This window comes from Micromonospora sp. NBC_01739 (genome assembly GCF_035920385.1).
Classification (GTDB): domain Bacteria; phylum Actinomycetota; class Actinomycetes; order Mycobacteriales; family Micromonosporaceae; genus Micromonospora.
Genome location: NZ_CP109151.1, coordinates 1,582,698 through 1,607,891 on the forward strand (window position 1 = coordinate 1,582,698; position 25,194 = coordinate 1,607,891).

Below are 25,194 nucleotides of genomic sequence, written 5' to 3' on the forward strand. Positions count from 1 at the left end.
CTAGCCGTTACAGGAAAGAAAGTCAATGCATATCCGCGAAATTTGGCGCTGGAACGTTGCAACTCCACTGCGGAGTGTTCCAGGATGCTCACAGCGCGGCGGCTGGCCGATTCCCCCCGGACGGCCGCCGCGTTCCGATCGAATCTCTGCGTCCAGCATGGAAGGGCAGCGACATGACGATCTGCCGCTCCGCGTGCTTGTTGCTACTTACTCGCCGTCGCCGGTGGCTTGTAGGTTCCCAGCGCCTGGGTCCTGGCCATGGTCATGGGCGTGAGGAGCGAGTCGAGGAGCTGTGCGTCCTGGGCTGGCAGGGTCAGCAACGCCCGGCGCAGGTAGATGCTCCACGTCTGCGGCTTGGGAAAGGCGGCCAACTGCTCCACCAGCGGCTGCAACTCCAACCCGCCCGGGTACGGCACCAGGCCGTCGATCCGCAGGTCGCAGCCGGAGACGAAGGTGCGGCTCGCGATCTCGACCGGCTCGTCCAGCTTCCGGACGGAGGAGCGGGCCACTGCCGTACCGATGATCCGGCCACGGTCGCGGGTGGGGTTTCGCCACGCACCTCGGGTGGCGTAGAGGAACAGGCGGTCGTCGGCGGCGAGCGCCGCCACCTCCGCACGCGGTGTCGCCGGAAACGCCATGCGCTCTTCGTGCAGTACCCACGAGATGGCGTCACGATCGCCCAGGATCACCAGATATGCACGGGACACCGCGACAGCTTACGTCGATCTAGGCGACCCGATGAACTGCCCTGTCGGCTACGCCTCGGTGTCTTGCAGGTCCCGCCGGTGGGTTCTGATCCACCGTTCCACGTCCTCGGCCCGCCAGATACGGCCGACGGAGAGGACCGCCACGGGATCAGGGAAAGTCTTCGAGTTCGTGATCTGGTATGCGCGCGTGCGGGACACACCGAGCATGTCCTGAATTTCCTGGCTCGCCACCAGTCGCAGCTCTCCCACCCCGCCACGGTAAGAGCAGGCGAACTGAACACATGTTCCCTGAGCAGATGCTCTCTTCATGCGCTTAGGAAGCGTGTAGGCTGTGCATCTGTTCACTTCGTGGGGATGGCTGAAGCGATCAACAGGGGAGGCGTGGTGGAACATGGGTAGGCGGTGGAAGTGGTTCTTGCGGGCGGGGCCGGTGGCGTTGGACCTGACCGGGCAGGCTGTGCCGGACGGGGATGTGCCGGGGCGGTTCCGGCGAATACCGGTGGAGCATGTCGTACCAGAGCTGCGGGTGACCTCGCGCTGCGACGGCGCGGAGGTCTACGAGCGGCCCGAGGAGCGTCCGGCGGTGGCGCGGAACCAGCGGGTAGGCCACCCCGAGGCCGGGCGGCGGAACCGGGGGAGTTTCCCGACGCCGAAGTGCGCGGGGCCTGCGTCGACCGAACCCGATCGGGTGGAGTCGGGCGACGAGATCACTTCGGGTCAGCTTGCGCGGGCGAACCGGGTGGTGAATCAGCACTGGCGGCGACCCGGCGAGGATCCGCGTACCCGCAAATGCGCGGACTGTCGCGCGGACGGCACGTGTCCCCGGGCGGCCTGGGCCGAGGCTACCGTCACCCGCATTCTGCAGACGTACCTGCCGTGAACGCCTTCGACCTGTCGCCCGCGCAGATCCGCAACCGGCTGATCCTGCGGGCGCGCCAAGCGGCGCTGGCCAACCGGACCGGCCCGCCGTGCGCCGAGGAATGCCCGGTCGGGGTGGCGGCGGTCCGCGTACCGGTGGTGCCGCAGGTCTGCGTCGCGCCCGGCGACGTGGTCCGGCTGCACAGCTCCGACTACCGGTACCCCACGGGTCCGATGCGGCTGCGGATCGTCCGGGTCCGGCTGGACATCAGCCAGTGGTACGAGGGGCAGTGGGTGTGGCTCGAAGGCGTCGAGATCACGCCGGATGGCCAGGACGGCGCGTGGCGGCCGGTGCTGGCCCGGGTCTGCGCGCTGCCTCGCCGCTTTCCGGAACCGTAAGCGCCTCCACCTGGGCAGTGGCAGTCGTGTTCGGCTGTGCGCTGATCGGGGCGGAGATCTTCGTACCTGCTCCCTGGATGTGCGGGTCCGCGTACCAGGAAGTGCCCGGACTGTCGGGGTGACGGCACCTGTCCGCGGGCGACCTGGGCCGATTCGATCATTGCGCGGTGTCTGCGGGCGTACCGGCGAGGAACGTCTTTGACCTGTCGCCCGCAGATCCGTAACCGGCTGACGTAGCGGGTGCGGCAGGCCGCGCGGGCCGCCAGCCTGCCATCCGCGTCGGCGACGTGGTCCGGCTCGCCGAATCCGATTATCGTTACGGGGTTGGTCCGTTGCGGTTGCCGGTGGTCCGGGTCCGGTTGGACATCAGCCAGTGGTACGACAGGCAGTGGGTGTGGCTCGAAGGCATCGAGATCGGCCCAGACGGCCAGGATGGTAGGACGTCCCCTCGAACGAGTCACGCCGGACGATGCGAAGAGTCGGCGCCGAACCGCAGGAGCGATGTCGGGAAGCCGACGCGAGTTCGATCCGCTGGGATCGACACTTTCAACCGGTTTGGGGACTGATGCTCGCTGTTCGTGTGTTGCCCGGCGTACCAAGATTTGTTTGGCTTGTCGGACTCAACGGGCAGGACCATAAAGGACGGAGGCGGGGATGGTCGCGGCTGCGGAGACCACGCTGCAGGGTCTGCTGGAAGGCACCAGGCAGTACCTGGTGCCGCTCTATCAACGGACATATTCGTGGACCGAGCTTCAGCTGAAGCGGATCTGGGACGACGTCTGCCAACTCGCCAGGGACCGGGCCGACCACCCGGCCGCCACCCACTTCATCGGCTCGCTGGTGCTCGCGCCCAGCCCGGCCACAGGCGCGGTCGGCGTCGCCGAGTACCTGGTCGTGGATGGTCAGCAGCGGCTCACCACGCTGACCATCCTGCTCTGCGCCATCCGTGACCACCGGGCCGAGCACGAGAGCCCGAAACACCGGCTCCGGCTCGACCAGCAGTATCTGACCAACCCGTTCGAGGAGCAGCGCTGGTTGAAGCTGGTCCCCACCCAGGCCGACCGGGACGCGTACGTGGCCTGCGTGAGGTCGACGCCGTCTAACGGCCCGGACAACGCGGTGGGCCGGGCGTACCGGTTCTTTGCCAACGCCTTGAAGACCCTCGGTGACGGCGAGGAGCCGATCACCGTCGAGCAGGTCGAGAGTGCGGTGATCACCGGACTGGCGTTGGTCGCGATCACCGCCAAGCCCGGTGACAACGTCTACCGGATCTTCGAGTCGCTGAACAACACCGGGCTGGCGCTCACCCAGGCCGACCTGCTGCGCAACTACATCTTCATGCGGCTGCCCAACCGGGGGCAGGCCGTCTACGACTCACTCTGGCGGCCACTGCAGCAGCGGCTCACCCCGACCGAGCTGGTCCTGCTCTTCTGGCTCGACCTGGTCCACCGCGACCCGAAGGCCAAGCAGACCGACACGTACGCGATCCAGCAGGCCCGCCTCGACAAGCTGCGCACCGAAGCGGACGTCGAAGCGGAGGTGAAGCGGTTCAGCCGGCTCGGTGCGCTCCTGCGGGTGATCCTGCACCCGGCTGAGGAACAGGACTCGGGCGTACGGCAGCGGCTGGGGCGTCTCAGCGCGTGGGGCACCACCACCGTCTACCCGGTGCTGCTGCACCTGCTCGACCGTCGGGACCGGGGCACGGCGACCTCCGAGCAGATCGCCTCCGCGATGTTGTACCTGGAGAGCTTCTTTGTCCGGCGGCTGCTGATCGGCCGCAGCACTATGAACATCAATCGCATTCTGCTCGCCGTGGTCACCGAGATGGACCGGGAACTGCCGGTCGACGAGGCAGTGCGCAGGTACCTTTCGACGGGCCGCAAACACTGGGCTACCGACGCGAGCCTGCGAGCCATGGTGCGGACCATGCCGTTCTACCTCAACGGTCGGGCCAGCCAGCGCAGCCTGGTGCTGCGCTGGCTGGAGGAGTCCTACGGCAGCAAGGAACCGGTGGCGCTGGAGAAGCTGACCATCGAACACGTGCTGCCGCAGACCCTCAGCGACGAGTGGGCGCAGATGCTCGCCGCTGACCTCGACACCGACGAGACCACCGACGAGGCGCACGAGGCGCTCGTGCACACCCTGGGGAACCTGACCCTCACCGGCTACAACACGGAGCTGAGTAACAAGCCGTTCGCCGCCAAGCGGATCGCTCTGGCCAAGAGCGGTGTTCAGCTGAGCCGGGACGTCGCCGATCGGCAGCGGTGGGGCCGCTCGGAAATCCTGACACGGGCCGACGCCCTCGCCGAACGGATCATTGCCATCTGGCCGGGTCCCTTCGGCGAGACTGGCAACCAGTCCGACGTGCCCTGGGATGTGCTGGCGAAGGCACTCGCCGAGCTACCGGCCGGCTCGTGGACCACCTACGGCGATCTGGCGGCCCTGATTGGTACGGCGCCGCAACCGGTGGGGAACCGGCTGGCAAACCATCCGACCCTCAACGCCCATCGGGTGCTCCAGGCCGGCGGGATCGTCGCGGGTAACTTCCGGTGGCTCGAACCCGGCCGTAACGACGACCCTCGTGACGTGTTGCGCCTCGAGGGCGTGACGTTCGACCAGCACGGCCGCGCCGACCCGGCCCAGCGCATCACAGTCGAGGAGTTGGCGCAGCTCGCCGGGGTGACGCCACCCGATCTGCCCGAGCCGCGAGCCCGCTCTCACGGCGACGTCGACTACGCCTCGCGGTTCATCGAGCAGCTCACCGCGTCCCAGGGGGCGGCGGTCGCCACGGCCACCGCCGTCGTGCTCGACGCGTGGACCACGATGGGCGGCACCCTTTCCTACGGGATCGGCAACGAGACCTCCTGCTTCCTCATGGCCCGAAGCAAGGATCACGAGTACGGCAACATCTGGCCGGTGACGTTCTACCCCAATGGGAAGTGCGAGGTCGTTTTTCAGCACCTCAGTATCCGTACGCCGTTCGACGACCTGGCCCTGCGGGAGGAACTGCGGCAGCGGTTGAACCAGTTGCCGGATGTCCAGATCGCCGCTGCCAGGCTTGCCCTGCGGCCGGGCTTCCCGATGACGGTCCTCGCCGACGCCGAGGCCCGGTACGCACTGCTCGACCACCTGCGCTGGTTCTACGACCAGGCGCAGATCAGCACCTCCGACGATGCAGCCCTGGTTTAGCCGATCCGCCTTTCTCGATCAACTGCCCCGGAGGTCTCGTTCGTGCCGCAGCTCGCCTTCGCCAGCAGTTTCTGGCAGAGCTACGACGTGCTGGAAAAGCCGGTAAAGGCCGGCGTACGCAAGGCGATGGAGAAGTTTCAGCAGCTCACCGTCGCCGGGTTGCACGCCGACAAGGGGCTGCACCTGGAGTCGGTGAACAATGCCCGCGACCCACGGATGCGGACCATCCGGATCACCGACTTCTGGCGCGGGGTGGTGCTCGCGCCCGACGACGGTAGCGACACCTTCCTGCTGATCAAGGTGGTGCCGCACGACGACGCGTACACCTGGGCCGCGAAGCGGCTCTACACGGTCAACAGCGCGACGCGGGCGTTGGAGGTCCGCAACGTCGTGGCCATCGAGCAGCTCACCCCGGCGTTGGAGCAGGCCGCCGCGCAGGCACCGCGCCTGCTGTTCGCCAAGCATTCCGACACGGTGTTGCGCGATCTCGGCATCGACGATCAGGTGCTGCGGGCGGTACGCACGATCGTCGACAAGTCGCAACTGGAGGCGTTCGGCACGCTGCTGCCGGAGGACCAGTTCGAGGTGTTGCAGTACCTCGCCGAGGGGTTCAGCCCGGACGAGGTCTACCGCGACCTGGTGACCGCGCGCCGGCCGGCCGACGCAACGCCGGAGCCGAGCGAGAGCCTGGAACTCGCCATCGCGAACACCGCCAGCCGGATCACCCTGGTCACCAGCCCGGACGAGCTCGCCGAGATCCTCGACAAGCCGTTCGCCGCCTGGCGGGTGTTCCTGCACCCCTCGCAGCGGCGGGTCGCCTACCGGGTTTCGTACACCGGGCCGGCGCAGGTGACCGGGGGGCCGGGCACCGGAAAGACGGTGGCGGCGCTGCACCGAGTCAAGCATCTGCTTTCCCGTACGCCCGAGGGGCGGGTGCTGCTCACCACCTACACCAATGCTCTGGCGGCGAACCTGCGGGAGAACCTGGCGTTGCTGCTCGGCGACGAGCAGCAGCTGTCGCGGGTGGAGGTGACCACGGTCAACGCCGTCGCCAACCGGACCGTACGCGCCCTCGCCGGCCGGGTGCCGACGCCGATCGGCGATCTCGACGAGCGGCAGGTCTGGCGGCGGGTGTGCCGCAAGCTGACGCTGCCCTTCACCGAGCAGTTCCTGGCCCAGGAGTTCCGGCACGTCATCCTCGCCCAGGACGTGCGTGACCGGGAGGCGTACCGGGCGGCCAGCCGGCGCGGCCGGGGGACCGCGCTGGGCACCCGGCAGCGCGACCGGGTGTGGGACGCGGTGGAGCTGTTCCAGAAGGAACTGTCGGCCGCCGGCAGCGCCACCCACCTGCAGGTCTGCGCGCGGGCGGCGGATCTGCTCGGCGAGACCGACCTGACCGAGTACGGCTACCGGCATGTGGTGGTCGACGAGGCGCAGGACCTGCACCCGGCGCAGTGGCGGGTGCTGCGTGCCGTCGTGTCACCCGGCCCGGACGACCTGTTCATCACCGGCGATCCGCATCAGCGGATCTACGACTCCCGGGTCTCACTCGCCGCCCTCGGCATCTCGGTCACCGGCCGCAGCAGCCGACTGCGGATCAACTACCGCAGCACCGAGGAGATCCTCTCCTGGTCCACAACGGTGCTCGTTGGGTCGCGGGTCGAGGACCTCGGTGGCGAGGGCGAGGACAGCCTTACCGGCTACCGGTCGCTGCTGCACGGCAAGCGACCCACCGCGCAGGGTCACCCCTCGTCGCAGGCCGAGATCGCCGCGCTGATCAAGCGGGTGGGGGAGTGGCTCGACCAGGGCATCGGGCCGAGCGAGATCGCCGTGTGCGCCCGGTTCAACACCACCCTGAGCAGCGTGCAAAGCGAACTGGACGCTGCCGGAATTCCGTCGGTCCGGGTCCGCGACCAGCCCGGCGCGGAAGTCGACGGCGTACGGCTGGCCACCATGCATGCGATGAAGGGCCTGGAGTTCCGCTGCGTCGCGATGGTCGGTGTCACGGCGAAGGCGATCCCCTTCGCCAAGGAGGTCACGCCACCCGAGGTGGACCCGGTGCAGCACGACAACGATCTGCTACGCGAGCGCTGCCTCCTCTTCGTGGCCAGCACCCGAGCCCGCGAAGCCCTGCACGTCTCCTGGAGCGGACAACCCAGCCCGTTCCTGTCATCTGTCTCGACCGTCCGGTAACGACCGCTCTTGTTCACCGAGGCTGATGGAGTGCATCCAGAGTGCGACATCGAGCACTCGCATTCAGCCGGAGTGAGCCGTTCCCCAGGTCTCGCCGCCGCGTCGGTCGACATTGTCAAACTTCGATTAATTTGGGTCTTGGTCTGGTCTGTTCCGTAAGGGCTGAACTACCGTCAGGACATGGTCTCGCGTCGATCGATACTGCGGACCGTGCCGCTCGCGGCCGCCGCACTCACCGCCACCCCAGCCCACGCCCGTTCCTCCACCTCGACGGATCCGGTACGCGTACCTCCCGATCCTGCCACGATGGCCGCCGCCGCGACCGCCGTACGCGGCTTCTCGGCCGACCTCTACCGCGAGTTGGCGTCGAGCCGTCCCGGCGGCAACATGGTCTGTTCGCCGTACTCGGTCGGGCTCGCGCTGGCGATGGCCAGGGCGGGGGCCGGCTCGACCACGGCGGCGGAGATGGACGCCGTGCTGCACGCACCGCATCCCCGACCGGGCGCGCTCGACAGCGGGCTCAACACGGTCGAACAGACCCTGGCCACCCGCTACCAGGACGGCGACGGAGTCGCCCGGCCGCTGCTGACCACGGCCAACGCCCTGTGGACCCGGCTCGGTTTGGGCCTGCGGCCCGGGTTTCAGGACACCCTGGCCGGCTACTACGGTGCCGCGCCGCACCCGGTCGACTTTGGTGGCGCGCCGGAAGCGGCCCGCCAGGAGATCAACACCTGGGTCTCGGACCGGACCAACGCGAAGATCCCCGAGCTGTTGCCGATCGGTGCGGTCAGCCCCGGCACCAAGTTGATTCTCACCAACACGACCTATCTCAAGGCGGCGTGGCGGTACCAGTTCGTTCCGGCGTTGACCGCGACCGAGTCGTTCACCCGGGATGACGGCAGCGTGGTCGGCGTACCGATGATGCGGGGGCCGTTCGCCGGGATGGGCTACCAGGTCGGCGACGGGTGGCGGGCGGTCGATGTGCCGTTCGCGGGGGACCGGCTGGGCATGGCCATCGTCATGCCGACCGGGGACGATCTCGCCGCGATCGAGGCGAACCTCGACGGGGCCTGGCTGAGCGCGCTGCTGACCGGGTTCGGCGGTGCCACCGTCCAACTGCGGATGCCCCGGTGGACCTTCCGGCTGCCGGTGCAGTTGGCTGCCGCGCTGAGCAACCTCGGCATGTCCACGGCGTTCACCCCGCAGGCCGACCTGAGCGGCATGACCACCGATTCGTCCCTGTACATCGACGACGTGCTGCACGAGACGTTCATCGCGGTGAACGAGAAGGGCGCCGAGGCGGCAGGCGCGACGGCCATCATCATCCCGCCGCCGTCCATCCCGCAGGGGCCGCAGTTCTTCGTCAACCGGCCCTTCCTGTACGTCATCCACGACTGGTACACCGGCGTACCGTTCTTCCTCGGCCGGGTCCACGACCCACTGGTCAGCGCGTAGCCGCCTCGACAACACGATCCCGCCCGGGCACCGCAGGGTGCCGGGCGGGGTCGCGGGGTGGCTGGGCTGGTCAGCCGTGGAGGGTGTCGAGCAGACGTTGCAGCTCGGCGACCAGTGCCGTGCGCGCCGCCGGGTCGGTCGTCGCGCCTGGCGTTCTCCACCTGACTGATCAACGCGGTGAGCACCGGCCGGGCGGCGTGCGCCGCACCGTCCTTGCCGAGCAGGTTCTCGATCACCTCGAGTCGGGACCTCACCTGCGAAGCCGTCTGCTGCGACAGACGTTCGGCGTCGATCAGCTCGGCGAGGAGTTCGCGGGCCGGAGCCAGCCGGGGGTCACCGGCCGCACAGTACGAGCGCCGCTGCGCATCGGCGACCGCGGTCTCCGCTCGGGCGTCGAGCAGCAGCGGGATCATCCGGCGGTGTGCCTGCGCCATGGACACCCCGACCCCGTCCGGGCGGACCCGGGCGTCGATCTGGTGCAGGCGCAGCAGTTCCGCCAGCTGCGTGTCGTACTGCTCGGCCGGGATCAGGTAGCCGCAGGTGTCGGCCTCCACCGGCAGGGGCGTACGCGGTCAGGGTCCAGGGCGAGGCGATGAGCTTGCCGTCGCGCTCGACCTCGTACCAGTTCGCCCCGTCCAGCTCGGTCCAGCCGACGGAGATCTGGTCGGCGATCGGGCGGCTGGTGACCGACGGCGTGCCGGGAACGACCGGCTTGGCGACGATCCCGGCCGGGGCGAGCGGAGCGCTGCCGCTGGTGGCCACCCCGGATGGGTCGGTCAACCAGAACTGGGCGGCTCTGCTGAGGGCTACCGGTCGCGCCTACGGCCTCGATGCGGTGGTCGCCTGCGGGCCTTGGCAGGCGATGACCCTTCATCTGCACCGTCAGGCCGACGCCGACGCAGCCACCGGTATCCACCAGCAAGCCCTGCTGCGGTGATCAGCCCCGCACCCCCGAGGGCTATCACCATTTCCAGTGACCAGTTAACCGCCTTGGCGGCGGTCGCGCCGAACACACGGGCAGCGTCGGACGAGGACTGCTTCACCGTCACGCGCACGGTGACGGTCTCCGTTGGGACTAAGTGGGTCTCCTTGTCGACGGCCACCAGCGATATCACGAACCGGAGGAGATAGATCCCCGGCTCATCAGCGCGGACATCCCATAGCCACGTCGCCCGGTCCGTTGGGCTGACCAAAGGCATATAGGCAGCCGAATCTGTGCTTCCGCTCCTTATATCCAGCTCAGTGCTCGACAGGCTGACACCTACGAGACCTCCGATTTTCACGGTCTTCGCGGGCGTCGAAGGAATACGCGACCCCGTGGGAGTCACCGGGCCAGGCTCCTCCTGCGGATATACACAAGGATCGTCGGTGTTCGCCTGCCCGCAAATGATCAGGGTAACCGGAAACCAGGTAGCAACCATTTCCTGGCGGTCCGTCTGGACGAAGAGGTCACCCTCGAACAGGCTGCGCCGGGCGTCCAACACTTCCGCTTGGTAAGCGAACTGGTCGTCAGCAGGAGCGCCAGGACCAGTGGGACCGGGTCCGGGGTTGGGATCGGGGGTGGAACGGCCACTCGCGAAGACTGCGGTCAGCGCGAGCACGAGCATCGCCCCGGTTGCCAGAAAGAATGCAAGTTGGGTGCGAATGCGAAAGCCAATGTCGGCACTCCGCACCTCCGCACGATGGCGTGGCTGGTCCTGACCTATCAGTTTGCGCCTGGACATGCCACCACCCTTTCGAGCTGTCGTCAGACAGTATGGGGCAGCAACGCCACATGTCAGATCGGGATTACTGGTCCCCCACCGGCGAGCCCGCCGTACAGGCCGGGCTGCCCGGTCAGCACGTCGCAGCCGAGGTCGATCGCGGCCAGGACGGCGCTCGCGGCGTCGAGCCGTCCCACGGTGTCGTGGGTGATGGCCAGTGCCCGCCACGATTCCGGGTCCGGGGTGAGGATCAGGGCGGCCGGCAAACCGGTCAGGAGATCCAGGCGGGTGGAGTCGGCCACGATCCGGGCGGCTTCGGCCAGGCACAGCACCGGCAGCCCGAACACGGCGTCGGGTTCGTCCGCGACTTCGGCGATGACCTCGCCCACGTCGATGGACTCGCGGGCGAACGCCACGATGGCGGAGGTGTCGAGGATGACCCTGACGGTGACGTGTTCCACGCGGCGGCGGTCAGGCGGCGGTGCGGTCGGTCAGGCCCAGCTGCTCACGCGCGGCGGCGTCCAGCTCCGGCGTCCACCGCTCCCGGGCCGCTTGCAGCCGGCGGCGGGCCCGTTTCCGACCTTCGTCGGTCACCGTGATGCCCACCGCAGCGAGGACCGCCGTGGTGTCGGTGCCGGTGTCGGGGCTCTGCTGGGCCATACGGGCAGGATACCCCCACGGTGCCGGCCCAGTCACCCACCACGCAGTACGGCCCCCACCCGGGCGGGGTGAGGGCCGTGTCGGCGGGGCCGGGCAGGTCCGTACGGTCGTGGGGGCGGTCATGCGGGCTGTCCTTCGAGTGCGCGGGCGGCGACGGTGCCGCCGTGCTGCTGGACCATGGTGTCCAGGTCGGTGATGATGGCGGGCCAGATGTGCCGCTCCCACAGGTGGGCGTAGCGGCGCATCGGTTCCAGCGGCGCCGCCGAACAGATCCATGGGGCCGCCCGTGGCGCACTCCCGCCTGCTGCTACGTCACGGGCAGGTCTGCTCGTACGGCAGGTTGGGCACATGGCGTGCCCACTCCCGGTGGTCGAGTCCCCGCCCGGCCCGGGTGCAGGCCTGCGTCACCGGGTCGGCCTGGGCCTCGGCGACCTCGGCGAGGGACCACAGGTAGACGAGGTTGTCCGCCCCGCCGGTGGCCAGGGTGCGGCTGTCCGGGCTGAAGGCGACACCGAGGATGACGGCGCGTTGGCTGCGGGCGCCGATCAGCCCCTGCGGCCGGGCCGGGTCGCTGACCTCCACCAGGGCGGTCGACTGGTCGTTGCTGCCGGTGGCCAGATGGCGTCCGTCGGGGCTGAACGCGAGGGCGCGTACCCAACTGGTGTGGTTGGGCAGCGGCGCGCCGATCACGGTGGGCCGGGTCGGGTCGCGTACGTCCCAGAGCATCACGCTGGTGTCCAGGCTGCCGGTGGCCAGGGTGTCCCCGGTCGGGGCGAAGGCCAGCGTGGTGACCTGATTGGTGTGCGAGGTGAGTCGGCTCAACTGGCGGGGCTGGCTGGGGTCGCCCACCGCCCAGAGGGTCGCCGTGCCGTCGAAGCTGCCCACCGCCAGGGTCTCGCCGTCCGGGCTGAACGCCACCGTGGACACCCCGGCCAGGTGGCCGCCGAACGCGCCGAGCCGGCGGGCCGCCGCCGGGTCGGTGACATCCCAGAGGGCGGTCATGCCGTCCCCGCCGCCGACGGCGAGCAACCGCCCGGTGTCCCGATCCGGGCGGAACGCCACCGAGGTCACCGGTCCGGGATGGCCGGGCAGCCGGGCCACCTCCCGGGCGGCGTCGGTGACGAGGTCCCAGAGGGCGGCGCCGTCCTGGCCGCCGGTGGCGAGGATCCGCCCGTCCGGGCTGAAGTCCACCGCGTGCACGCCCCCGGGGTGTGCGGCCAACGGGCCGCGTCGGCGTGGCTGCACCCCTTCGGCCAGGTCCCACAGGTTCGTCCGACCGTCCGCGCCGCCCGTGGCCAGCAACCGCCCGTCGCTGCGGAACCGGACCGCATGGACCTCCCCGTCGTGACCGCCCAGTCGGTACTGGACGCTGAGCCCGGCACCGGCGCCCCCGCGCCAGAGGACCACCGTGCTGTCCGCGCTCGCGGTGGCCACGGTCTGCCCGTCGGGACTCACCGCTACCGCGTTGACCCAGGTCGTCCGGGTGGCCGACACCAGGGTAGTGCGGATCTGACGGGCCGGATCGGTGACGTCCCAGCGCCGTACGGAGCGGTCCGCCCCGACGCCGATCACGTACTGCCCGTCGGGGCCGGACACCCGCAGGGCGCGTACGCTGCCGGTGGGTCCGGTGAGCTCACCGATCCGCTTCGGCCGGGCCGGGTCGGTCAGGTCCCACAGCAGGATGCCGTCCCCGCCGCCGCTGGCCAGCCGACGGCCGTCCGGACCGAAACCGAAGGCGCCGACGCCGTCACGGTGACCGGTCAGTTGTCCTACCCGGCGGGCCCGTACGGCGTCCCAGACGAACGCCTGGCCGCCGAGGTCGCCGCTGACCAGGGTCCGCCCGTCCGGACTGAAGGCGACCGCGCTAACCCACCAGCCGGAGTGGCCGCTCAGATCGGCGGCCCGTCGTGGTCGGGTCGGATCGGTCACCTCCCAGAGGGTCAATCCGCCGCCGCTGTCGCCGACGGCCAACCGGCCCCCGTCGGGGCTGTACGCGACGCTGGACACCACGGCCGGTTGGCCGGTGGCCGTGGCGATCCGGCGGGGCTCAGCGGGGTCCGCGACATCCCAGAGGGCGATCGTGCCGTTGCCGTTGCCGGCGGCCAGGGTGCGCCCGTCCGGGCTGAAGGTCACCGCGTCCACCCGGGGGGTCCCGTCGAACTCGCCGATCTTGCGCATCGACTCGGGGTCCCAGAGCAGCACCCGGCCGTCCGCGCCGCTGGTCGCCAGCAGTCGGCCGTCGGGACGGAAGCTCAGGGCGGTGACCGCGCCCCGGTGTCCGGTCAGGGTGCCGGCGTACGGCGCCAGCAGGGAGGCGACCAGGCTGGCGGTGCTGGAGCGGTCATGGTGCAGCCGGTCGGCGGCCAGCGCGAGCATGAGGGCTAGCTGCGGCGCGTTGTCCCGCAGTTTCTCCGCCTGGTCGAGCAGGGCCCCGGCGGTGGCGGCCCGCTGCTGCTGTCGGGCCTCGCGTTGACCGCGTACCGCCAGGCCCGCCGCGGTCAGCGAGGCGAGCAGGAGGAGCACCAACGCGCCGACGGTGACCTGGCGGGCCCGTCGGCTTCGTTGCTGGGCGCGGAGGCTGCGGTCGAGGAATTCCGTCGCGGTGGCCGTCAGCGCCGGATGCCGCTCCGGGTCGGCCTGCCACCGGGCCACCGCGCGTACGACGGTGATGAGCTGGTCCCCGACATACAGGTAGGAGGCGTTGCGGTCGTGCTGCTCCCAGGCGTCGGCCGCGGCGAGGAGTTCATGCTGCCGGGTACGGTCGGCGCGGTCGGATTCGAGCCAGGTGCGCAGTCTCGACCAGGTGGCCAGCAGGGCGTCATGGCTGATCTCGATGCCCTGGTCGGCCGCTATCAGCAACCGTTGCCCGGTGAACGCGTCGACGACCCGGTCGACCCGATCGGTCTCGCCGCAGAGTCGGTGCAGATCCGCCCGGTCCATCCTGCGGCGGACCAGGCGGCCGTCCCGGGTGGGCACGGTCAGGCAGGTGAACACCGACCGGGCGGTGGCGCGCAGGTCCTCGTCGAGGCGTCCGTACACCGCCTCCGCGCTGGTCTGCACCGCCCCGGAGACACCACCGGCGCGGCGGTAGCCGAGCACGGTCAGCCGGTCACCCTCGCGATGCTCCCAGGTGACCCGCATCGCCTCGGACAGCAGCGGCAGGACCCCGACGTCGAAGCCGCCGGCCCCGCGCAGGTCGTGCAGGACCGCCTCCAGCAGTTCCGGGGCCACCAGGACCCCGGCCTCGGCGGCCGGGCCGGCGATCGCCGCGGTCAGCTCGGACTCGCTCATCGGGCCGACCGTGAAGGGGCCCTGCTGCACCGCCTCGCGTAACCCGGCGAGAGTCATCAGCGGGTCGAGGAAGTCGGCCCGGACGGCCAGCACCACCAGCGCCGACGCCTCCGTCGAGTCGGGCGCGGGCCGGGCCATCGCCTCCAGGGCCTGCACGAAGGCCCGCCGATCGGGTTCCGGGCCTGCTGCGGCCAGCGTGAACAACTCCTCGAACTGGTCCACCACCAGCACCAGGCGGCCCTGGTCCACCCCGACGGCGCGCAGGGCCTGGGTGGCGATCAGCGCGGCCCGATCGGGGTCGTCGCGCAGGGAGACAAGCACCGACCCCGCGTCGAGGCCGGCGAGGTCGGCCAGGTGCAGGGCGAGTTCACGCAGCGGGGACGCCGTCGGGGTGAACACCCGCCGGGGCCAGGCCGCCGAGCCGGCCACCAGTCGCCCGGCGGCGAGCTGGGGGAGCAGCCCGGCCCGCAGCAGCGACGACTTGCCCGCCCCGGAGGCGCCGATGACCAGCAGCGGGCCGCCCACCTCCAACTGCTCACCCAGCCGTTGCAGCAGCCGGGCCACCAGCTCGCGGCGGCCGTAGAAGACCTCGGCGTGCCGTTCATCGAACGGGGACAACCCGAGGTACGGATTGCCGCTCCACCGGGCGGCCGGGCCGGTGTCGGAGGCACCCGCGTCCCGGGTACGTGCCTCCACCCGCTCAACGGTGTCCAGGATCCGCCGCACCGACAGGGCCAGCTCACGGGAGCGTTCCTGCTCGGCCCGCCCGTGTTCCCGGATGCCCCGCAACTCCTGCTCGATCTGCCACATCGAGTCGCGTACGGCGGCCAGGACGAAGCCGAACTCGCCGAACTCGCCGCTCAACCGGGACAACGACACCGCGAGGGTGTGCTGGAGTTCGCGGTCGCCCAGCTCGATTGCGGTACGCAGCGCCACCTCGATCGCGCCCACCCGGCCCAGCAGCTCGGCGGCCTCGGTACGCAGTTGCCGGGACTCCTCGTCCTGGCTGGCGAAGGCGGCCTCGATCCGTTCCGCCAGCGCCTGCTGGAGGCGCACAGGATCGGGTGGCCCGCCATCGGGGCGCAGTCGCTCGGTCAGCCGGGTCAGCACCTCGGTCAGCACGTTGGCCCCGACCGAGCCCAGCACCCCGGCCCCGGCCAGCAGCATCGGGCCGGTCACCGTCCCGGCCGCCGCCACCGGCACCGCCGCCCCGGCGACCAACAGCCCGACCAGCGCGGGTGCCGAAGCCCGGCGCAGGGCGGAGCCACCACGCCGCACGGCCTCCGCCACAGCGGTGCGTGCCGACGAAACCCGGTCCGCTCGCAGCGGATCGCCCCCATGGCCGGCCATCGATGGCACGATATCGGAGGGTTGCCGCGAGATCAACGCACCGTAGCGTTGGCTGGGTGCATCGGTCACTGACAGGGTGGGGTGAACGGCGCTCCGGGGACGTACTGGTGCCACTCGTCCGGGGTGATTCCGGCCCCGGCCGTGGCGCAGATCCACCCGGCCACCCGTTCGGGGTCCAGTTCCCACAGTCGGATACCGCCGTGGGAGTCAGCGGCAGCGAGGGTGTTCCCGTTCGGGGCGAAGGCCACCGTGTAGGCGGCGCCTACCGACCGGGTCAAGGTCACCTCCACGGCCGGTCGCCGGGTGTCCCGGACGTCCCAGAGCCAGACGGACCCGTCGGTCGCCGCGGCGGCCAACCGGGAACTGTCCGCGTCGAAGGTGACCCAGTAGATGCCGCCGATCGGGCCGGTCAGCGCGGGTCCCAGGGGCTGGGGTCGGGTCAGGTCGGTGACGTCCCACAGCCGGATGGTCTTGTCCGCGCTGCCGACGGCCAGGGTTCGCCCGTCCGGGCTGAACGCGACACCGTAGGTGTAGCTGCTGAACCCGCCCAGGGCGGTGTCCCGCGAAACCGGCCTGGTCGGCTCGGTGAGGTCGATCAGTCGGACGAAGGTGTCCGTGCTGCCGACCGCCAGGGTGCTGCTGTCGACGCTGAAGCTCAGGGCGAAGATGATGGCCCCGGTGCCGGCGACGGTGGCCAGGGCGGTGGGCCGCTGCGGGTCGCGCACGTCCCACAGGTACACCTGGCCGTCGTCACCGGCGGCGGCCAGCAGGCGCCCGTCCGGGCTGAAGGTCACCGCTTGGAGCAGGTCGGTCGGCCCGGTCAACGGGGCACCGAGCCGGACCGGTCGGGCCGGGTCGGCCACCGACCAGAGAAGCACCGTCCCGGCCCGGGTGCCCACGGCCAGGGTCGTGCCGTCCGGGCCGAGGGCGGCGGTGGCGGCGAAGGGCGCCAGCCCGGCCGGACTGACCAGGGGTACGCCCACCTGGCCGGGTTGCCGTGGGTCGGCGACCTGCCAGAAACGTACGGTCTCGTCGCGGCCGGCTGTCGCCAGCAACTCGCCGCCGTCGCCGAGGAAGGCCAGGTTGAACACCGCCGCGGGGGAGCCGCTGAGCAGTGGGCCGGGTGGCCGCCAGACCCGGACGACCCCGTCGAGGGCGGCACTGGCCACGGTCCGTCCGTCGACTCCGAAACTGACCGAGGTCACCGTGTCCGGGTGCGGCATGCGCAGAAGCACCCGTCCGTCGTCGCGGGCCCACACCGTGATCGCCTTGTCCGAACCGGCGCCGGCCACCTGCTGCCCGTCCGGGCTGAACGCGACGGAGTTGACCCAACTCGTCGGGCCGGTCAGCGGCTCCCGCACGGGTCGGGTCCGTCGGGGGTCGGACACCTCCCAGAGCCGGACACTGTGGTCCCGGCTACCGCTGGCCAACGTCGTACCGTCGGGGCTGAAGCCGACCGTCGTCACCACCCCGGTGTGCCCGGTCAGCGCCGGACCCAGGGGCTTCGGTCGCCCCGGCGCGGCCACGTCCCACAGCCGTACGGTGCTGTCGGCGCCGCCGGAGGCGAGCAGGGTGCCGTCCCGACCGAACGCCACCGACTGCACCGGCCCGGTGTGTCCGTGCCCGGCGGGTCGAGGGGTGACCTCGCCCGGCGCGGAGATGTCCCACACCCGGATGCTCTGGTCGGCGCTGCCGGCGGCGATCAGTCGCCCGTCCGGGGAGAAGGCCACGGAGTAGACGGTCGAGGTGGCGCCCCGCAGCGGATCGAGGCGGACGGGTTTGGCGGGATCCCGGATGTCCCAGATCCACACCGCACCGTCCGCGCTGCCTGCGGCGAGATAGGAGCTGTCCGGACTGAAGGCGACCGAGTAGACCGGACCGGCGGGCCCTCGCAGTGGTTCTCCGACCGCCACCGCCGGAGAGTCCGGGTCGTCGGTGCGCCACAGTCGCAGCGACTGGTCCAGGCCACCGGCGGCGAGCAGCCGACCGTTGCTTGTGCGCCACCGCCTGCGCCCCGGTCCGGAAGCCGGGCAGCCGGGTCGCGGCGGGCGTGACGTAGGCGTCCAGCAGGCTGGATCTGGCCTCGACCGTCGGTGCCATCCGGTAGGCGGCCAGGCTCAGTTGCATGGCCAGCGGGACGTCGGAGTCCCGTAGCCGGTCCGCCCGTCCGGCGGTGAGACGTGAGAGCGCCTGGTTGCGTTCCTCGACCGCCTCCTGACGCTGGGCGTTGGCGGCGGTGCGTTGTTGGAAGGCGTACCCGGCCAGGCCGAAGGTCAGCAGGGACAGGGCGGTCAGCACCCCGACGAGCTGGTGGAGTCGACGGGTACGCCGACGGGTGTGGCGGGCGCTGGCACGGAGGAACTCGACGGCTGCCGGCGACAGGTCGTGGTGTCGGCCCGCGACCCAGCCCTGGGCGGCGGCGAGCCGGTTACCGCGATACAGCAACCCCGGGTCGCGGTTCTCGCGCCGCCAGGCCGCGGCGGCCGCGGTCAACTGTTGGCCGATCACCAGCCCGTCGCGGTCCGCCTTCAACCATTCGCGCAGACTCGGCCAGGCGGTGATCAACGCCTCGTGACTGATCTCGACGGTGTCGGTGTCGGCGGTGAGGAGCCGCTTTTCGACGTACCGTCCGAGGACGTACTCCAGTTCGGCGGAGTGCCTACGGGGAAACCCCTCGCGTAGTTCCGCCATGCCGACCCGCCGTCGAGTGTCCGCCGCGTCGGGATTGACCTGCACCAGGGTCAGGAACAGCCGGCGAGTGAGGTCGCGCTGTTCGGTGCTCAGGCCCTGGTAGATCTGCTCGGCGCTGGCCGCGACCGCACCCGCGATCCCACCGACGGCCAGGTAGCCGGCGATGGTGAGCCGGGCTCCCTGACCGTGCTGCCAGGTGGCGTACAGGGCGTGCGACAGCAGCGGCAACACCCCGGCCTCCGGTGCGGCCGTGGCGCCGCGCGGCAGCACCGTCCGGAGCAGCAGTTCGACGAACCCGTCCTCCACCTCCACGCGGGCCTTCCTGGCCGGCTCGACGATCGCGACGCGAAGCTCGTCCTCGGTCATCGGCCCGACGGTCAATTGCCCGCTCAGCAGCGCCGGAATCAGCGGCAGATAACGCAGGGCGTGGCCGTAGAAGTCGGCGCGCAGGGTCACGACGACGACCGCTCCGCCGGGGCGGGCGGCCAGATCGGCGATCATCTGAATGAAGCGCTGGCGCTCGTCCTCCGACACCCGTGCGGCGAAGACCTCCTCGAACTGGTCGACCACGACGAGTCGACGCCCGACCGGTCGGTGGGCGGGCCGGGTGGAGGCGAACTGCTGGGCGAGGGTGACGGTGGGTTGGTACCCCGGCTCGGTCAACGTCACCGACCAGGCGGACGAGTCGGGTTCCTCGGCCCGGAGCGCCGCGATCAGACCGGCTCGGACCAGCGACGACTTGCCGGAGCCGGACGCGCCGACGACGAACTGGAGGCCGCCGCCTTCGTCGGCCAGTTCGGTGACCCTGTGGATGAGCTGCTCGGTCAGTGCGCCCCGCCCGTGGAACCAGGCGGCGTCCTCCGGCTGGAAGCTAGCCAGACCCGGGTACGGCGTCTCCCCGACCGGTCGGGGACCCGGTGAGCGTCGTAGCCGCTGCCAGGCCCACAGCCAGCCCTCGATCTCAGCCGCGCCCACCCCGCAGGCGGACAACACCCGGATCAGCAACCCACGGGAGGAGGTCGAGGGGAGACCACGGCCTGCGAACCATTCGCCGATGGTGCTGTGTGCGCCGTTGGCGCCGGCTCTGGAGGCCACCTGTCGAACGGTCAGGCCCGCCCCCATCCGCAGTGTGGTCAGCGCCTGTCCGAACTCGGCGCGGGTGCGGATCGTGCGGGGATCGAAGTGCTCGTCAGCCGTCCATCGCTCGTCTGGCATCGCAACTCCGTCGTCGGAGGAGACCGGAAGCGGTGGTAACTCGATGCGAGTTTCAGGCTACGAAGCGAGGTCAAGCTGCTCGGCGGGGTCATGCGGGAGGGCGGCACGTCGGCCACCCCGGGAGCGCCGCTTCGGCGGTCGGGCAGCCCAGTGCGGCGCCGCGGCGATGGACCGTGCGCCGGCCGGTCGCCGCTGGCCGGTGATCCCCCAGACCAGATCGTCGATGTCGGTGTGGGAGCGGAGTTGCACCGCCCGGAACTCGCGGAGGAACAGCGGAAGTTCCGGTTTCCAGTCGAGTTCGCCGAGCACCACCGGGATGACCGGCAGACCACGGTCGACGAACTGACTGATCGCGGCTCGGACCTCCATCGCCTCCCAGGGCCCGATGCCGGTCGGCCCGATGAACAGGGCCACGCTGCGGCAGGTGCGAAGGGCCTGCTCAAGCGCGACCTGGAAGGGGGTGCCGGGCGGCAGGTCGTCGAGATCGAACCAGGTCTGGACGTTGGCGGAGCGCAAAGCGTCGACCACCAGCCGTACGGAGGCCGCGTCCGCACTGTGGTAGCCGATGAAGACGTCGTACTGGGCGGGGTTCGGGGTCACCCGGGCCGGGGTCGCGGTCGGCTGGGTGCGGGTGTGCCGCAGGATTCCGAACAGCCGGTTCTCCAGCCTGCTGCGGTACGAGTTCGGTGGGGGAGCGGGCGATGACTGGAAGACCCGGCGAAGCCGGAACCCGATCTCGGGCCGCTGGAACAGGGTGGGCCCCAACCGGTCGAGCAGGGTGAGCAGCCGCAGGCTGTCGAGTTCGGAGATCGAGGCGTACCGGTCGGGTTGTTCCAGGTGCCGGAGGAGGTTGCCGACGGAGCGGTCGAACTGATTGATCGACTGCGGCAGCCGTTGCCGGGCGTCCAACCGCGCGTCGCCGTAGTGCACCGCGTCGAAGTGCAGGTCGGCCCGGGTCAACTTGCTGCATCGGCGGAGCAGGAACAGGTAGCGGTGGAGGGCCTCCTCCCCGCCGGAGCTGAGGATCAGTCCGACGTACCCGAGTTGACGGCACAGCGAGCCCTTGCCGGGTGCGGCGTTGCTGATCACCTCCGACACGGTCGCCCGGTTCTCGGCCGTACCGTTGCGGGCCAGCACGTGCAGCGCGTGATGCTGGAGAAGGTCCCACCGGCCGTGCGGCTTCGGCACCGCGACCGCCCGCAGGGCCGTCAGTGCGAGCCTGCGGTGCTCCGCCAGTTGGTCACCGCCGGTCTCGCCGAGGGCAAGCGCCAGGCCCAGGTAGTGATTGACCGGATAGCGCAGGTGCCGGTGGATGGTGCTCGGTGTCAGCAGGGCCCGGAAGTCGCCGGTGCTGGCGGCCCTGGTCCACTGGCGGAAGACGTACGAGGCGTCGATCAGGTGGCGGTTGACGGCCCCGGCCCGGTCGCGGTCGGAGGCGATGATCTCGTCGGCTGCCCGGGCGGCGACGAAGTCGAGCACCGTGGTGGTGAGCTCCTCGGCGGGGCAGTGCGCCAGATGTGCCAGGGCGGTCATCGTCCGGCGAAGCTGGTGGAGATTCTCCTCAGCCGACTTCAGCGTCAGCAGGTGTTCCAGATCGCCGGGGCGGCCGATCTCCGCAGCCAGGTCACCGATCACCCTCCGGGGAATCGGGGTGTGTCCGGACACCCACCGGTGCACGGCGGGCCGGGGATAGCCGACGGCCTTACTCAACGCGCGTACGGTCATCTTCCGCTGGGTCAACGCGGCGTGGATCCATTGTCCCGGGGTGGGCAGTAACAGATCGGTCATGGGCTGTCCCCTCGTGACGGGACCGACCATGATCTTGAGCTAGGCCGATCCCTGGCGGACGGTCTTTCATCCAGCGAAACCGAAGCCGCCCTGGTCAGCCACCTTTTACGAGTTAGTCGTACAACTCCGGACAACCGGCAGAGCCCCAGCCGGGGGTGCCACGGTGCGCTCCGATCTCGGCCGACGGGGTGCGCTCCATAGTGGAACTTCAATGAATTTGAGTCGTTGGCCTGGTTTTTTGAAGGACTGCACTGCGGTCGAAACATGGTCTCGCGTCGATCGGTGCTGCGGACCGTGCCGCTAGCGGCCGCCGCACTCACCGCCACCCCAGGTCAATTCCGCTGGCTCGACGAGCCGTCCACATCGACCCATCCCGCTCGCGTACCCCCCGATCCTGCCACGATGGCCGCCGCCGCGACCGCGGTGTGTGGCTTTTCGGCCGACCTCTACCGCGAGTTGGCCGCCACCCGTCCCGGTGACAACGTGGTGTGCGCGCCCTACTCCGTGGGGCTGGCGCTGGCGATGACCCGGGCGGGGGCCGGGTCCACCACGGCGGCGGAGATGGACGCCGTGCTGCACGCACCGCATCCCCGACCGCAGGCCCTCGACAGCGGCCTCAACACGGTCGAACAGACCCTGGCCACCCGCTACCAGGACGGCGACGGGGTGGCCCGGCCGCTGCTGACCACGGCCAACGCCCTGTGGATCCGGCTCGGTCTGGGCCTGCGGCCCGGGTTTCAGGACACCCTGGCCGGCTACTACGGTGCCGCGCCGCACCCGGTCGACTTCGGTGGTGCGCCGGAAGCGGCCCGCCAGGAGATCAACACCTGGGTCTCGGACCGGACCAACGCGAAGATCCCCGAGCTGTTGCCGTTCGGTGCGGTCAGCCCCGGCACCAAGTTGATTCTCACCAACACGACCTACCTCAAGGCGGCGTGGCGGTACCAGTTCGTTCCGGCGTTGACCGCGACCGAGCCGTTCACCCGGGATGACGGCAGCGTGGTCGGCGTACCGATGATGCGGGGGCCGTTCGCCGGGATGGGCTACCAGGTGGGCGACGGGTGGCTGCCGCGCTGAGCAACCTCGGCATGTCCACGGCGTTCACCCCGCAGGCCGACCTGAGCGGCATGACCACCGATTCGTCCCTGTACATCGACGACGTGCTGCACGAGACCTTCATCGCGGTGAACGAGAAGGGCGCCGAGGCGGCAGGCGCGACGGCCATCATCATCCCGCCGCCGTCCATCCCGCAGGGGCCGCAGTTCTTCGTCAACCGACCCTTCCTGTACGTCATCCACGACTGGTACACCGGCGTACCGTTCTTCCTCGGCCGGGTCCACGACCCACTGGTCAGCGGCGCATAACCCGTCAGGGGTGGCACGTACGGTCACCCGGTGAGCGACGACGACTTCGTCCGGGGGATCGAGCAGCACCGGCGTGAGCTGCGCGTGCACTGCTACCGGATGCTCGGCTCCTACGACGAGGCGGAAGACCTCGTGCAGGAGGTCTTCCTGAAGGCGTGGCGAGGGCGGGCCGGCTTCGAGGGCCGGTCCTCGCTGCGCAGCTGGCTCTACCGCATCGCCACCAACGTCTGCCTCGACGCGCTCGACGGACGCAAACGGCGGCTGCTGCCCGACCAGGCCAACCCGGACTACCTTCCCGGGCAGCCGACGACGACCCTGATCACCGGCCCGTGGCTACAGCCGTTCCCGGACGCCTTGCGGGCACCGGACGGGCGGTGGGAGCCGGTCGCGCCGCGCCAGGACGAGCCGGAGGCGGCGGTCGTGGCGCGGGAGACCCTGGAGCTGGCCTTCCTGGCGGCGATGCAGCACCTGCCGCCCCGGCAGCGCGCCGCGGTGATCCTCTGCGACGTGCTCGGCTGGCCGACGCGGCAGACCGCCGAGGTGCTCGACGGCAGCGTCGCATCGGTCAACAGCGCCCTGCAACGGGCCCGCGCGACACTGCGGGAGCAGCTTCCCCCGGGCCGGTCGGACTGGGCGCCGGCCGCGCCACCGACCGAGGCGGACCGGCAGGTGCTGCGACGATACCTGGACGCGGTCGAGCGCGGCGACCTCGACGAGGTGGCCGAACTGTTGGCGAAGGACGTACGGGCGACGATGCCGCCGCTGGCGGAGTGGTTCGCCGACCGGGAGTCGATCCTCGCGGCGTTGGCGGCGACCTGGGATGCGAGTTCCCCGGACTACATCGGCGCGTTGCGCGCGGTGCCCACCAGCGCCAACGGGCAGCTAGCCGCCGCGAGCTACCGGCGCCCGCCGGGCCGGCAGGTCTTCGAGCCGTTCGGGATCGGAGTGCTGCGGGTACGCGACGGCCTGATCACGGAGATCGTCGCGTTCCACGAGCCGACGCTCTTCCCGGCGTTCGGGCTCCCGCCGACGCTCGACCGATGAGTTCTCGTCGCGGTTGCCGTCTCTACTTCGGTACGAGCACATCAGCGCACCAGGAGGACGGCATGAGCGACTTCGCACCGCAGACCGCGACCGGCAAGGTCCTGTGGCATTTCACCATGTCACTGGACGGCTTCGTGGCGGGGCCGGACCACGACATGACCTGGATGGAGACCGGCATCTCCGAACGACCCGGCTTCATCCAGCAGTACGTCGAGACGACCGGCGCCATTCTCGGCGGCCGGCGCGGCTGGGACGCCTTCCCCGACGCCGGCAACGTCTACGGCGGCGGCTGGAGCGGGCCGCTCTTCGTGCTGACCCACCATCCCGAGGACGCGAAGCCCGCCGACGGGGTGACCTTCCTCGACTGCGACCTGGCGGAGGCGGTGCGGATCGCGCTGGCGGCAGCCAATGGCAAGAATGTCGAGGTGCTCTCGGCGGACATCGGCCGCCAGCTTCTCGAACGTGGCCTGCTCGACGAGATCGACCTGCACATCGCGCCGGTGCTGCTGGGTGACGGCATCCGCCTCTACGAGCACCTCGGCGGCCGTCCGATCTACCTGCACCGGGTCGGCGCCGACGACCCGACCGCCGAACTCGACGTACGCTACCGCCCGGTGCCCAGGTAGGGGAGCGGGTCGGGCCAGGGAGGCCCTCCACCTCTCGTGGAGCGGCCCTCCCGGCCCGTTCCCGTCCTTCGCCGTCCGCTGATCGCCTCCGTTTCGCCGCAACGGTGGGGTCCGTAGCGGCCTGATACCGCCGTTTCGGCGAAACGGTGAGTCGTCTTTCCGCCTTCGGCCGTGACGAGCGACTCGCCATAGTGGACCATGAAGGTGCGATTGGGCATCGTCGACGGGAGCGCTGATGGATCCGGTGACCTTGGTGGTCGGTGCGCTCGCGGCAGGAGCGTTGCAGGGCACCGGAGAGGCTGCGGCCAGCGCGGTCAAGGACGCCTACCAGGCTCTCAAAGCGGCGGTGGCGGCCCGCTTCGCCGACCGGCCGTCCGGGCAGTTGGTGCTGCAGGAGCACGAACAGGACCCTGAGGTGTATGCCGCACCGCTGGCCAAACAGGTCCGTGCGGCGGGTGCGGACCAGGATCCCCGGATCGTGGAACTGGCCCAGGCGCTGATGGCCCTGCTGAACGAGCAGGGCGCCGGGTCGGCGAAATACCAGGTGCGTCTGGACGGGGCCAAAGGGGTGCAGGTGGGGGACGGCAACACCCAGACCAACACCTTCGAGTAATCGTGGATCGCGGGCCGGACGTGGGATCGGGTGACGGCACCGACTCGA

General features: G+C 70.4%; 20 protein-coding genes and 2 pseudogenes. 12 read left to right on the plus strand and 10 right to left on the minus strand.

Going from position 1 to position 25,194, the window contains the following annotated elements; genetic code table 11:
* Nucleotides 1-203: 203 nt before the first annotated feature.
* Complete coding sequence (locus tag OIE53_RS07030; protein ID WP_327025759.1) at nucleotides 204-707, minus strand: hypothetical protein; 504 nt, start codon at nucleotides 705-707, stop codon at nucleotides 204-206.
* Between the two features lie 48 nt (nucleotides 708-755).
* Nucleotides 756-956, minus strand: coding sequence for a helix-turn-helix transcriptional regulator (locus tag OIE53_RS07035; protein ID WP_327025760.1), 201 nt, complete (start codon nucleotides 954-956; stop codon nucleotides 756-758).
* A 142-nt stretch (nucleotides 957-1,098) separates the two neighbouring features.
* Here OIE53_RS07035 and OIE53_RS07040 point away from each other — a divergent pair, with 142 nt between their 5' ends.
* From OIE53_RS07040 to OIE53_RS07070, 7 genes are all read left to right on the plus strand, one after another.
* Nucleotides 1,099-1,587, plus strand: a complete 489-nt coding sequence (locus OIE53_RS07040; RefSeq protein WP_327025761.1) for a hypothetical protein — start codon at nucleotides 1,099-1,101, stop codon at nucleotides 1,585-1,587.
* Complete coding sequence (locus OIE53_RS07045) at nucleotides 1,584-1,964, plus strand: hypothetical protein (RefSeq protein ID WP_327025762.1); 381 nt, start codon at nucleotides 1,584-1,586, stop codon at nucleotides 1,962-1,964. The genes OIE53_RS07040 and OIE53_RS07045 overlap by 4 nt, the downstream gene beginning before the upstream one ends.
* Before the next feature lie 654 nt (nucleotides 1,965-2,618).
* Nucleotides 2,619-5,153, plus strand: a complete 2,535-nt coding sequence (locus OIE53_RS07050) for a GmrSD restriction endonuclease domain-containing protein (protein ID WP_327025763.1) — start codon at nucleotides 2,619-2,621, stop codon at nucleotides 5,151-5,153.
* A gap of 42 nt (nucleotides 5,154-5,195) precedes the next feature.
* On the plus strand, nucleotides 5,196-7,346 hold the full coding sequence (locus tag OIE53_RS07055; RefSeq protein WP_327025764.1) for a UvrD-helicase domain-containing protein: 2,151 nt from the start codon (nucleotides 5,196-5,198) through the stop codon (nucleotides 7,344-7,346).
* Between the two features lie 180 nt (nucleotides 7,347-7,526).
* The gene (locus OIE53_RS07060; RefSeq protein ID WP_327025765.1) at nucleotides 7,527-8,801 is read left to right on the plus strand and encodes a serpin family protein; all 1,275 of its coding nucleotides are present in this window, start codon (nucleotides 7,527-7,529) and stop codon (nucleotides 8,799-8,801) included.
* Between the two features lie 83 nt (nucleotides 8,802-8,884).
* Nucleotides 8,885-9,397 carry a hypothetical protein gene (locus OIE53_RS07065; protein WP_327025766.1) on the plus strand — a complete coding sequence of 171 codons (513 nt, stop codon included), beginning with the start codon at nucleotides 8,885-8,887 and terminating at the stop codon, nucleotides 9,395-9,397.
* A complete protein-coding gene (locus OIE53_RS07070) occupies nucleotides 9,394-9,738 on the plus strand; it encodes a hypothetical protein (protein WP_327025767.1) in 345 nt (114 codons plus the stop codon). The genes OIE53_RS07065 and OIE53_RS07070 overlap by 4 nt, the downstream gene beginning before the upstream one ends.
* Nucleotides 9,739-10,578: 840 nt before the next feature.
* Here OIE53_RS07070 and OIE53_RS07075 read toward each other — a convergent pair.
* The 8 genes and pseudogenes from OIE53_RS07075 to OIE53_RS07105 form a co-directional block, all read right to left on the minus strand.
* Nucleotides 10,579-10,965, minus strand: coding sequence for a hypothetical protein (locus tag OIE53_RS07075; protein WP_327025768.1), 387 nt, complete (start codon nucleotides 10,963-10,965; stop codon nucleotides 10,579-10,581).
* A gap of 10 nt (nucleotides 10,966-10,975) precedes the next feature.
* Nucleotides 10,976-11,164, minus strand: coding sequence for a hypothetical protein (locus tag OIE53_RS07080; RefSeq protein WP_327025769.1), 189 nt, complete (start codon nucleotides 11,162-11,164; stop codon nucleotides 10,976-10,978).
* A gap of 119 nt (nucleotides 11,165-11,283) precedes the next feature.
* Nucleotides 11,284-11,409 (minus strand): hypothetical protein, encoded by a 126-nt coding sequence (locus OIE53_RS07085; RefSeq protein ID WP_327025770.1) that lies wholly within the window; start codon nucleotides 11,407-11,409, stop codon nucleotides 11,284-11,286.
* 67 nt (nucleotides 11,410-11,476) lie between these two features.
* Entirely contained in the window at nucleotides 11,477-15,805 is a 4,329-nt protein-coding gene (locus tag OIE53_RS07090) for an nSTAND1 domain-containing NTPase (protein ID WP_327025771.1), read from the minus strand.
* Between the two features lie 65 nt (nucleotides 15,806-15,870).
* Nucleotides 15,871-17,400 carry a WD40 repeat domain-containing protein gene (locus OIE53_RS07095; protein ID WP_327025772.1) on the minus strand — a complete coding sequence of 510 codons (1,530 nt, stop codon included), beginning with the start codon at nucleotides 17,398-17,400 and terminating at the stop codon, nucleotides 15,871-15,873.
* Between the two features lie 111 nt (nucleotides 17,401-17,511).
* A pseudogene (locus OIE53_RS28425) lies at nucleotides 17,512-17,718 on the minus strand (WD40 repeat domain-containing protein); the annotation flags it as partial.
* Between the two features lie 547 nt (nucleotides 17,719-18,265).
* Nucleotides 18,266-19,711, minus strand: a pseudogene (locus OIE53_RS07100) (nSTAND1 domain-containing NTPase); the annotation flags it as partial.
* A gap of 57 nt (nucleotides 19,712-19,768) precedes the next feature.
* Nucleotides 19,769-21,499, minus strand: coding sequence for a toll/interleukin-1 receptor domain-containing protein (locus OIE53_RS07105; RefSeq protein ID WP_327025773.1), 1,731 nt, complete (start codon nucleotides 21,497-21,499; stop codon nucleotides 19,769-19,771).
* Nucleotides 21,500-21,901: 402 nt separating this feature from the next.
* Here OIE53_RS07105 and OIE53_RS07110 point away from each other — a divergent pair, with 402 nt between their 5' ends.
* The 5 genes from OIE53_RS07110 to OIE53_RS07130 all read left to right on the plus strand — a co-directional run bounded on the left by OIE53_RS07110 (nucleotide 21,902) and on the right by OIE53_RS07130 (nucleotide 25,146).
* On the plus strand, nucleotides 21,902-22,576 hold the full coding sequence (locus tag OIE53_RS07110) for a serpin family protein (protein ID WP_327025774.1): 675 nt from the start codon (nucleotides 21,902-21,904) through the stop codon (nucleotides 22,574-22,576).
* A complete protein-coding gene (locus tag OIE53_RS07115) occupies nucleotides 22,561-22,863 on the plus strand; it encodes a serpin family protein (RefSeq protein WP_327025775.1) in 303 nt (100 codons plus the stop codon). Before OIE53_RS07110 ends, OIE53_RS07115 begins: the two co-directional genes overlap by 16 nt.
* A 30-nt stretch (nucleotides 22,864-22,893) precedes the next feature.
* Entirely contained in the window at nucleotides 22,894-23,907 is a 1,014-nt protein-coding gene (locus tag OIE53_RS07120; protein WP_327025776.1) for a sigma-70 family RNA polymerase sigma factor, read from the plus strand.
* A gap of 62 nt (nucleotides 23,908-23,969) precedes the next feature.
* The gene (locus OIE53_RS07125; protein ID WP_327025777.1) at nucleotides 23,970-24,533 is read left to right on the plus strand and encodes a dihydrofolate reductase family protein; all 564 of its coding nucleotides are present in this window, start codon (nucleotides 23,970-23,972) and stop codon (nucleotides 24,531-24,533) included.
* Nucleotides 24,534-24,768: 235 nt separating this feature from the next.
* A complete protein-coding gene (locus OIE53_RS07130; protein ID WP_327025778.1) occupies nucleotides 24,769-25,146 on the plus strand; it encodes a hypothetical protein in 378 nt (125 codons plus the stop codon).
* Nucleotides 25,147-25,194 lie beyond the last annotated feature (48 nt).

Coding starts and splice junctions, on each gene's coding strand:
- OIE53_RS07070 (WP_327025767.1), top strand. CDS start 9,394: ATGAGCTTGCCGTCGCGCTCGACCTCGTACCAGTTCGCCCCGTCCAGC.
- OIE53_RS07090 (WP_327025771.1), bottom strand. CDS start 15,805: ATGGCCGGCCATGGGGGCGATCCGCTGCGAGCGGACCGGGTTTCGTCG.
- OIE53_RS07040 (WP_327025761.1), top strand. CDS start 1,099: ATGGGTAGGCGGTGGAAGTGGTTCTTGCGGGCGGGGCCGGTGGCGTTG.
- OIE53_RS07110 (WP_327025774.1), top strand. CDS start 21,902: ATGGCCGCCGCCGCGACCGCGGTGTGTGGCTTTTCGGCCGACCTCTAC.
- OIE53_RS07105 (WP_327025773.1), bottom strand. CDS start 21,499: ATGACCGATCTGTTACTGCCCACCCCGGGACAATGGATCCACGCCGCG.
- OIE53_RS07050 (WP_327025763.1), top strand. CDS start 2,619: ATGGTCGCGGCTGCGGAGACCACGCTGCAGGGTCTGCTGGAAGGCACC.
- OIE53_RS07085 (WP_327025770.1), bottom strand. CDS start 11,409: ATGCGCCGCTACGCCCACCTGTGGGAGCGGCACATCTGGCCCGCCATC.
- OIE53_RS07130 (WP_327025778.1), top strand. CDS start 24,769: ATGGATCCGGTGACCTTGGTGGTCGGTGCGCTCGCGGCAGGAGCGTTG.
- OIE53_RS07125 (WP_327025777.1), top strand. CDS start 23,970: ATGAGCGACTTCGCACCGCAGACCGCGACCGGCAAGGTCCTGTGGCAT.
- OIE53_RS07060 (WP_327025765.1), top strand. CDS start 7,527: ATGGTCTCGCGTCGATCGATACTGCGGACCGTGCCGCTCGCGGCCGCC.
- OIE53_RS07080 (WP_327025769.1), bottom strand. CDS start 11,164: ATGGCCCAGCAGAGCCCCGACACCGGCACCGACACCACGGCGGTCCTC.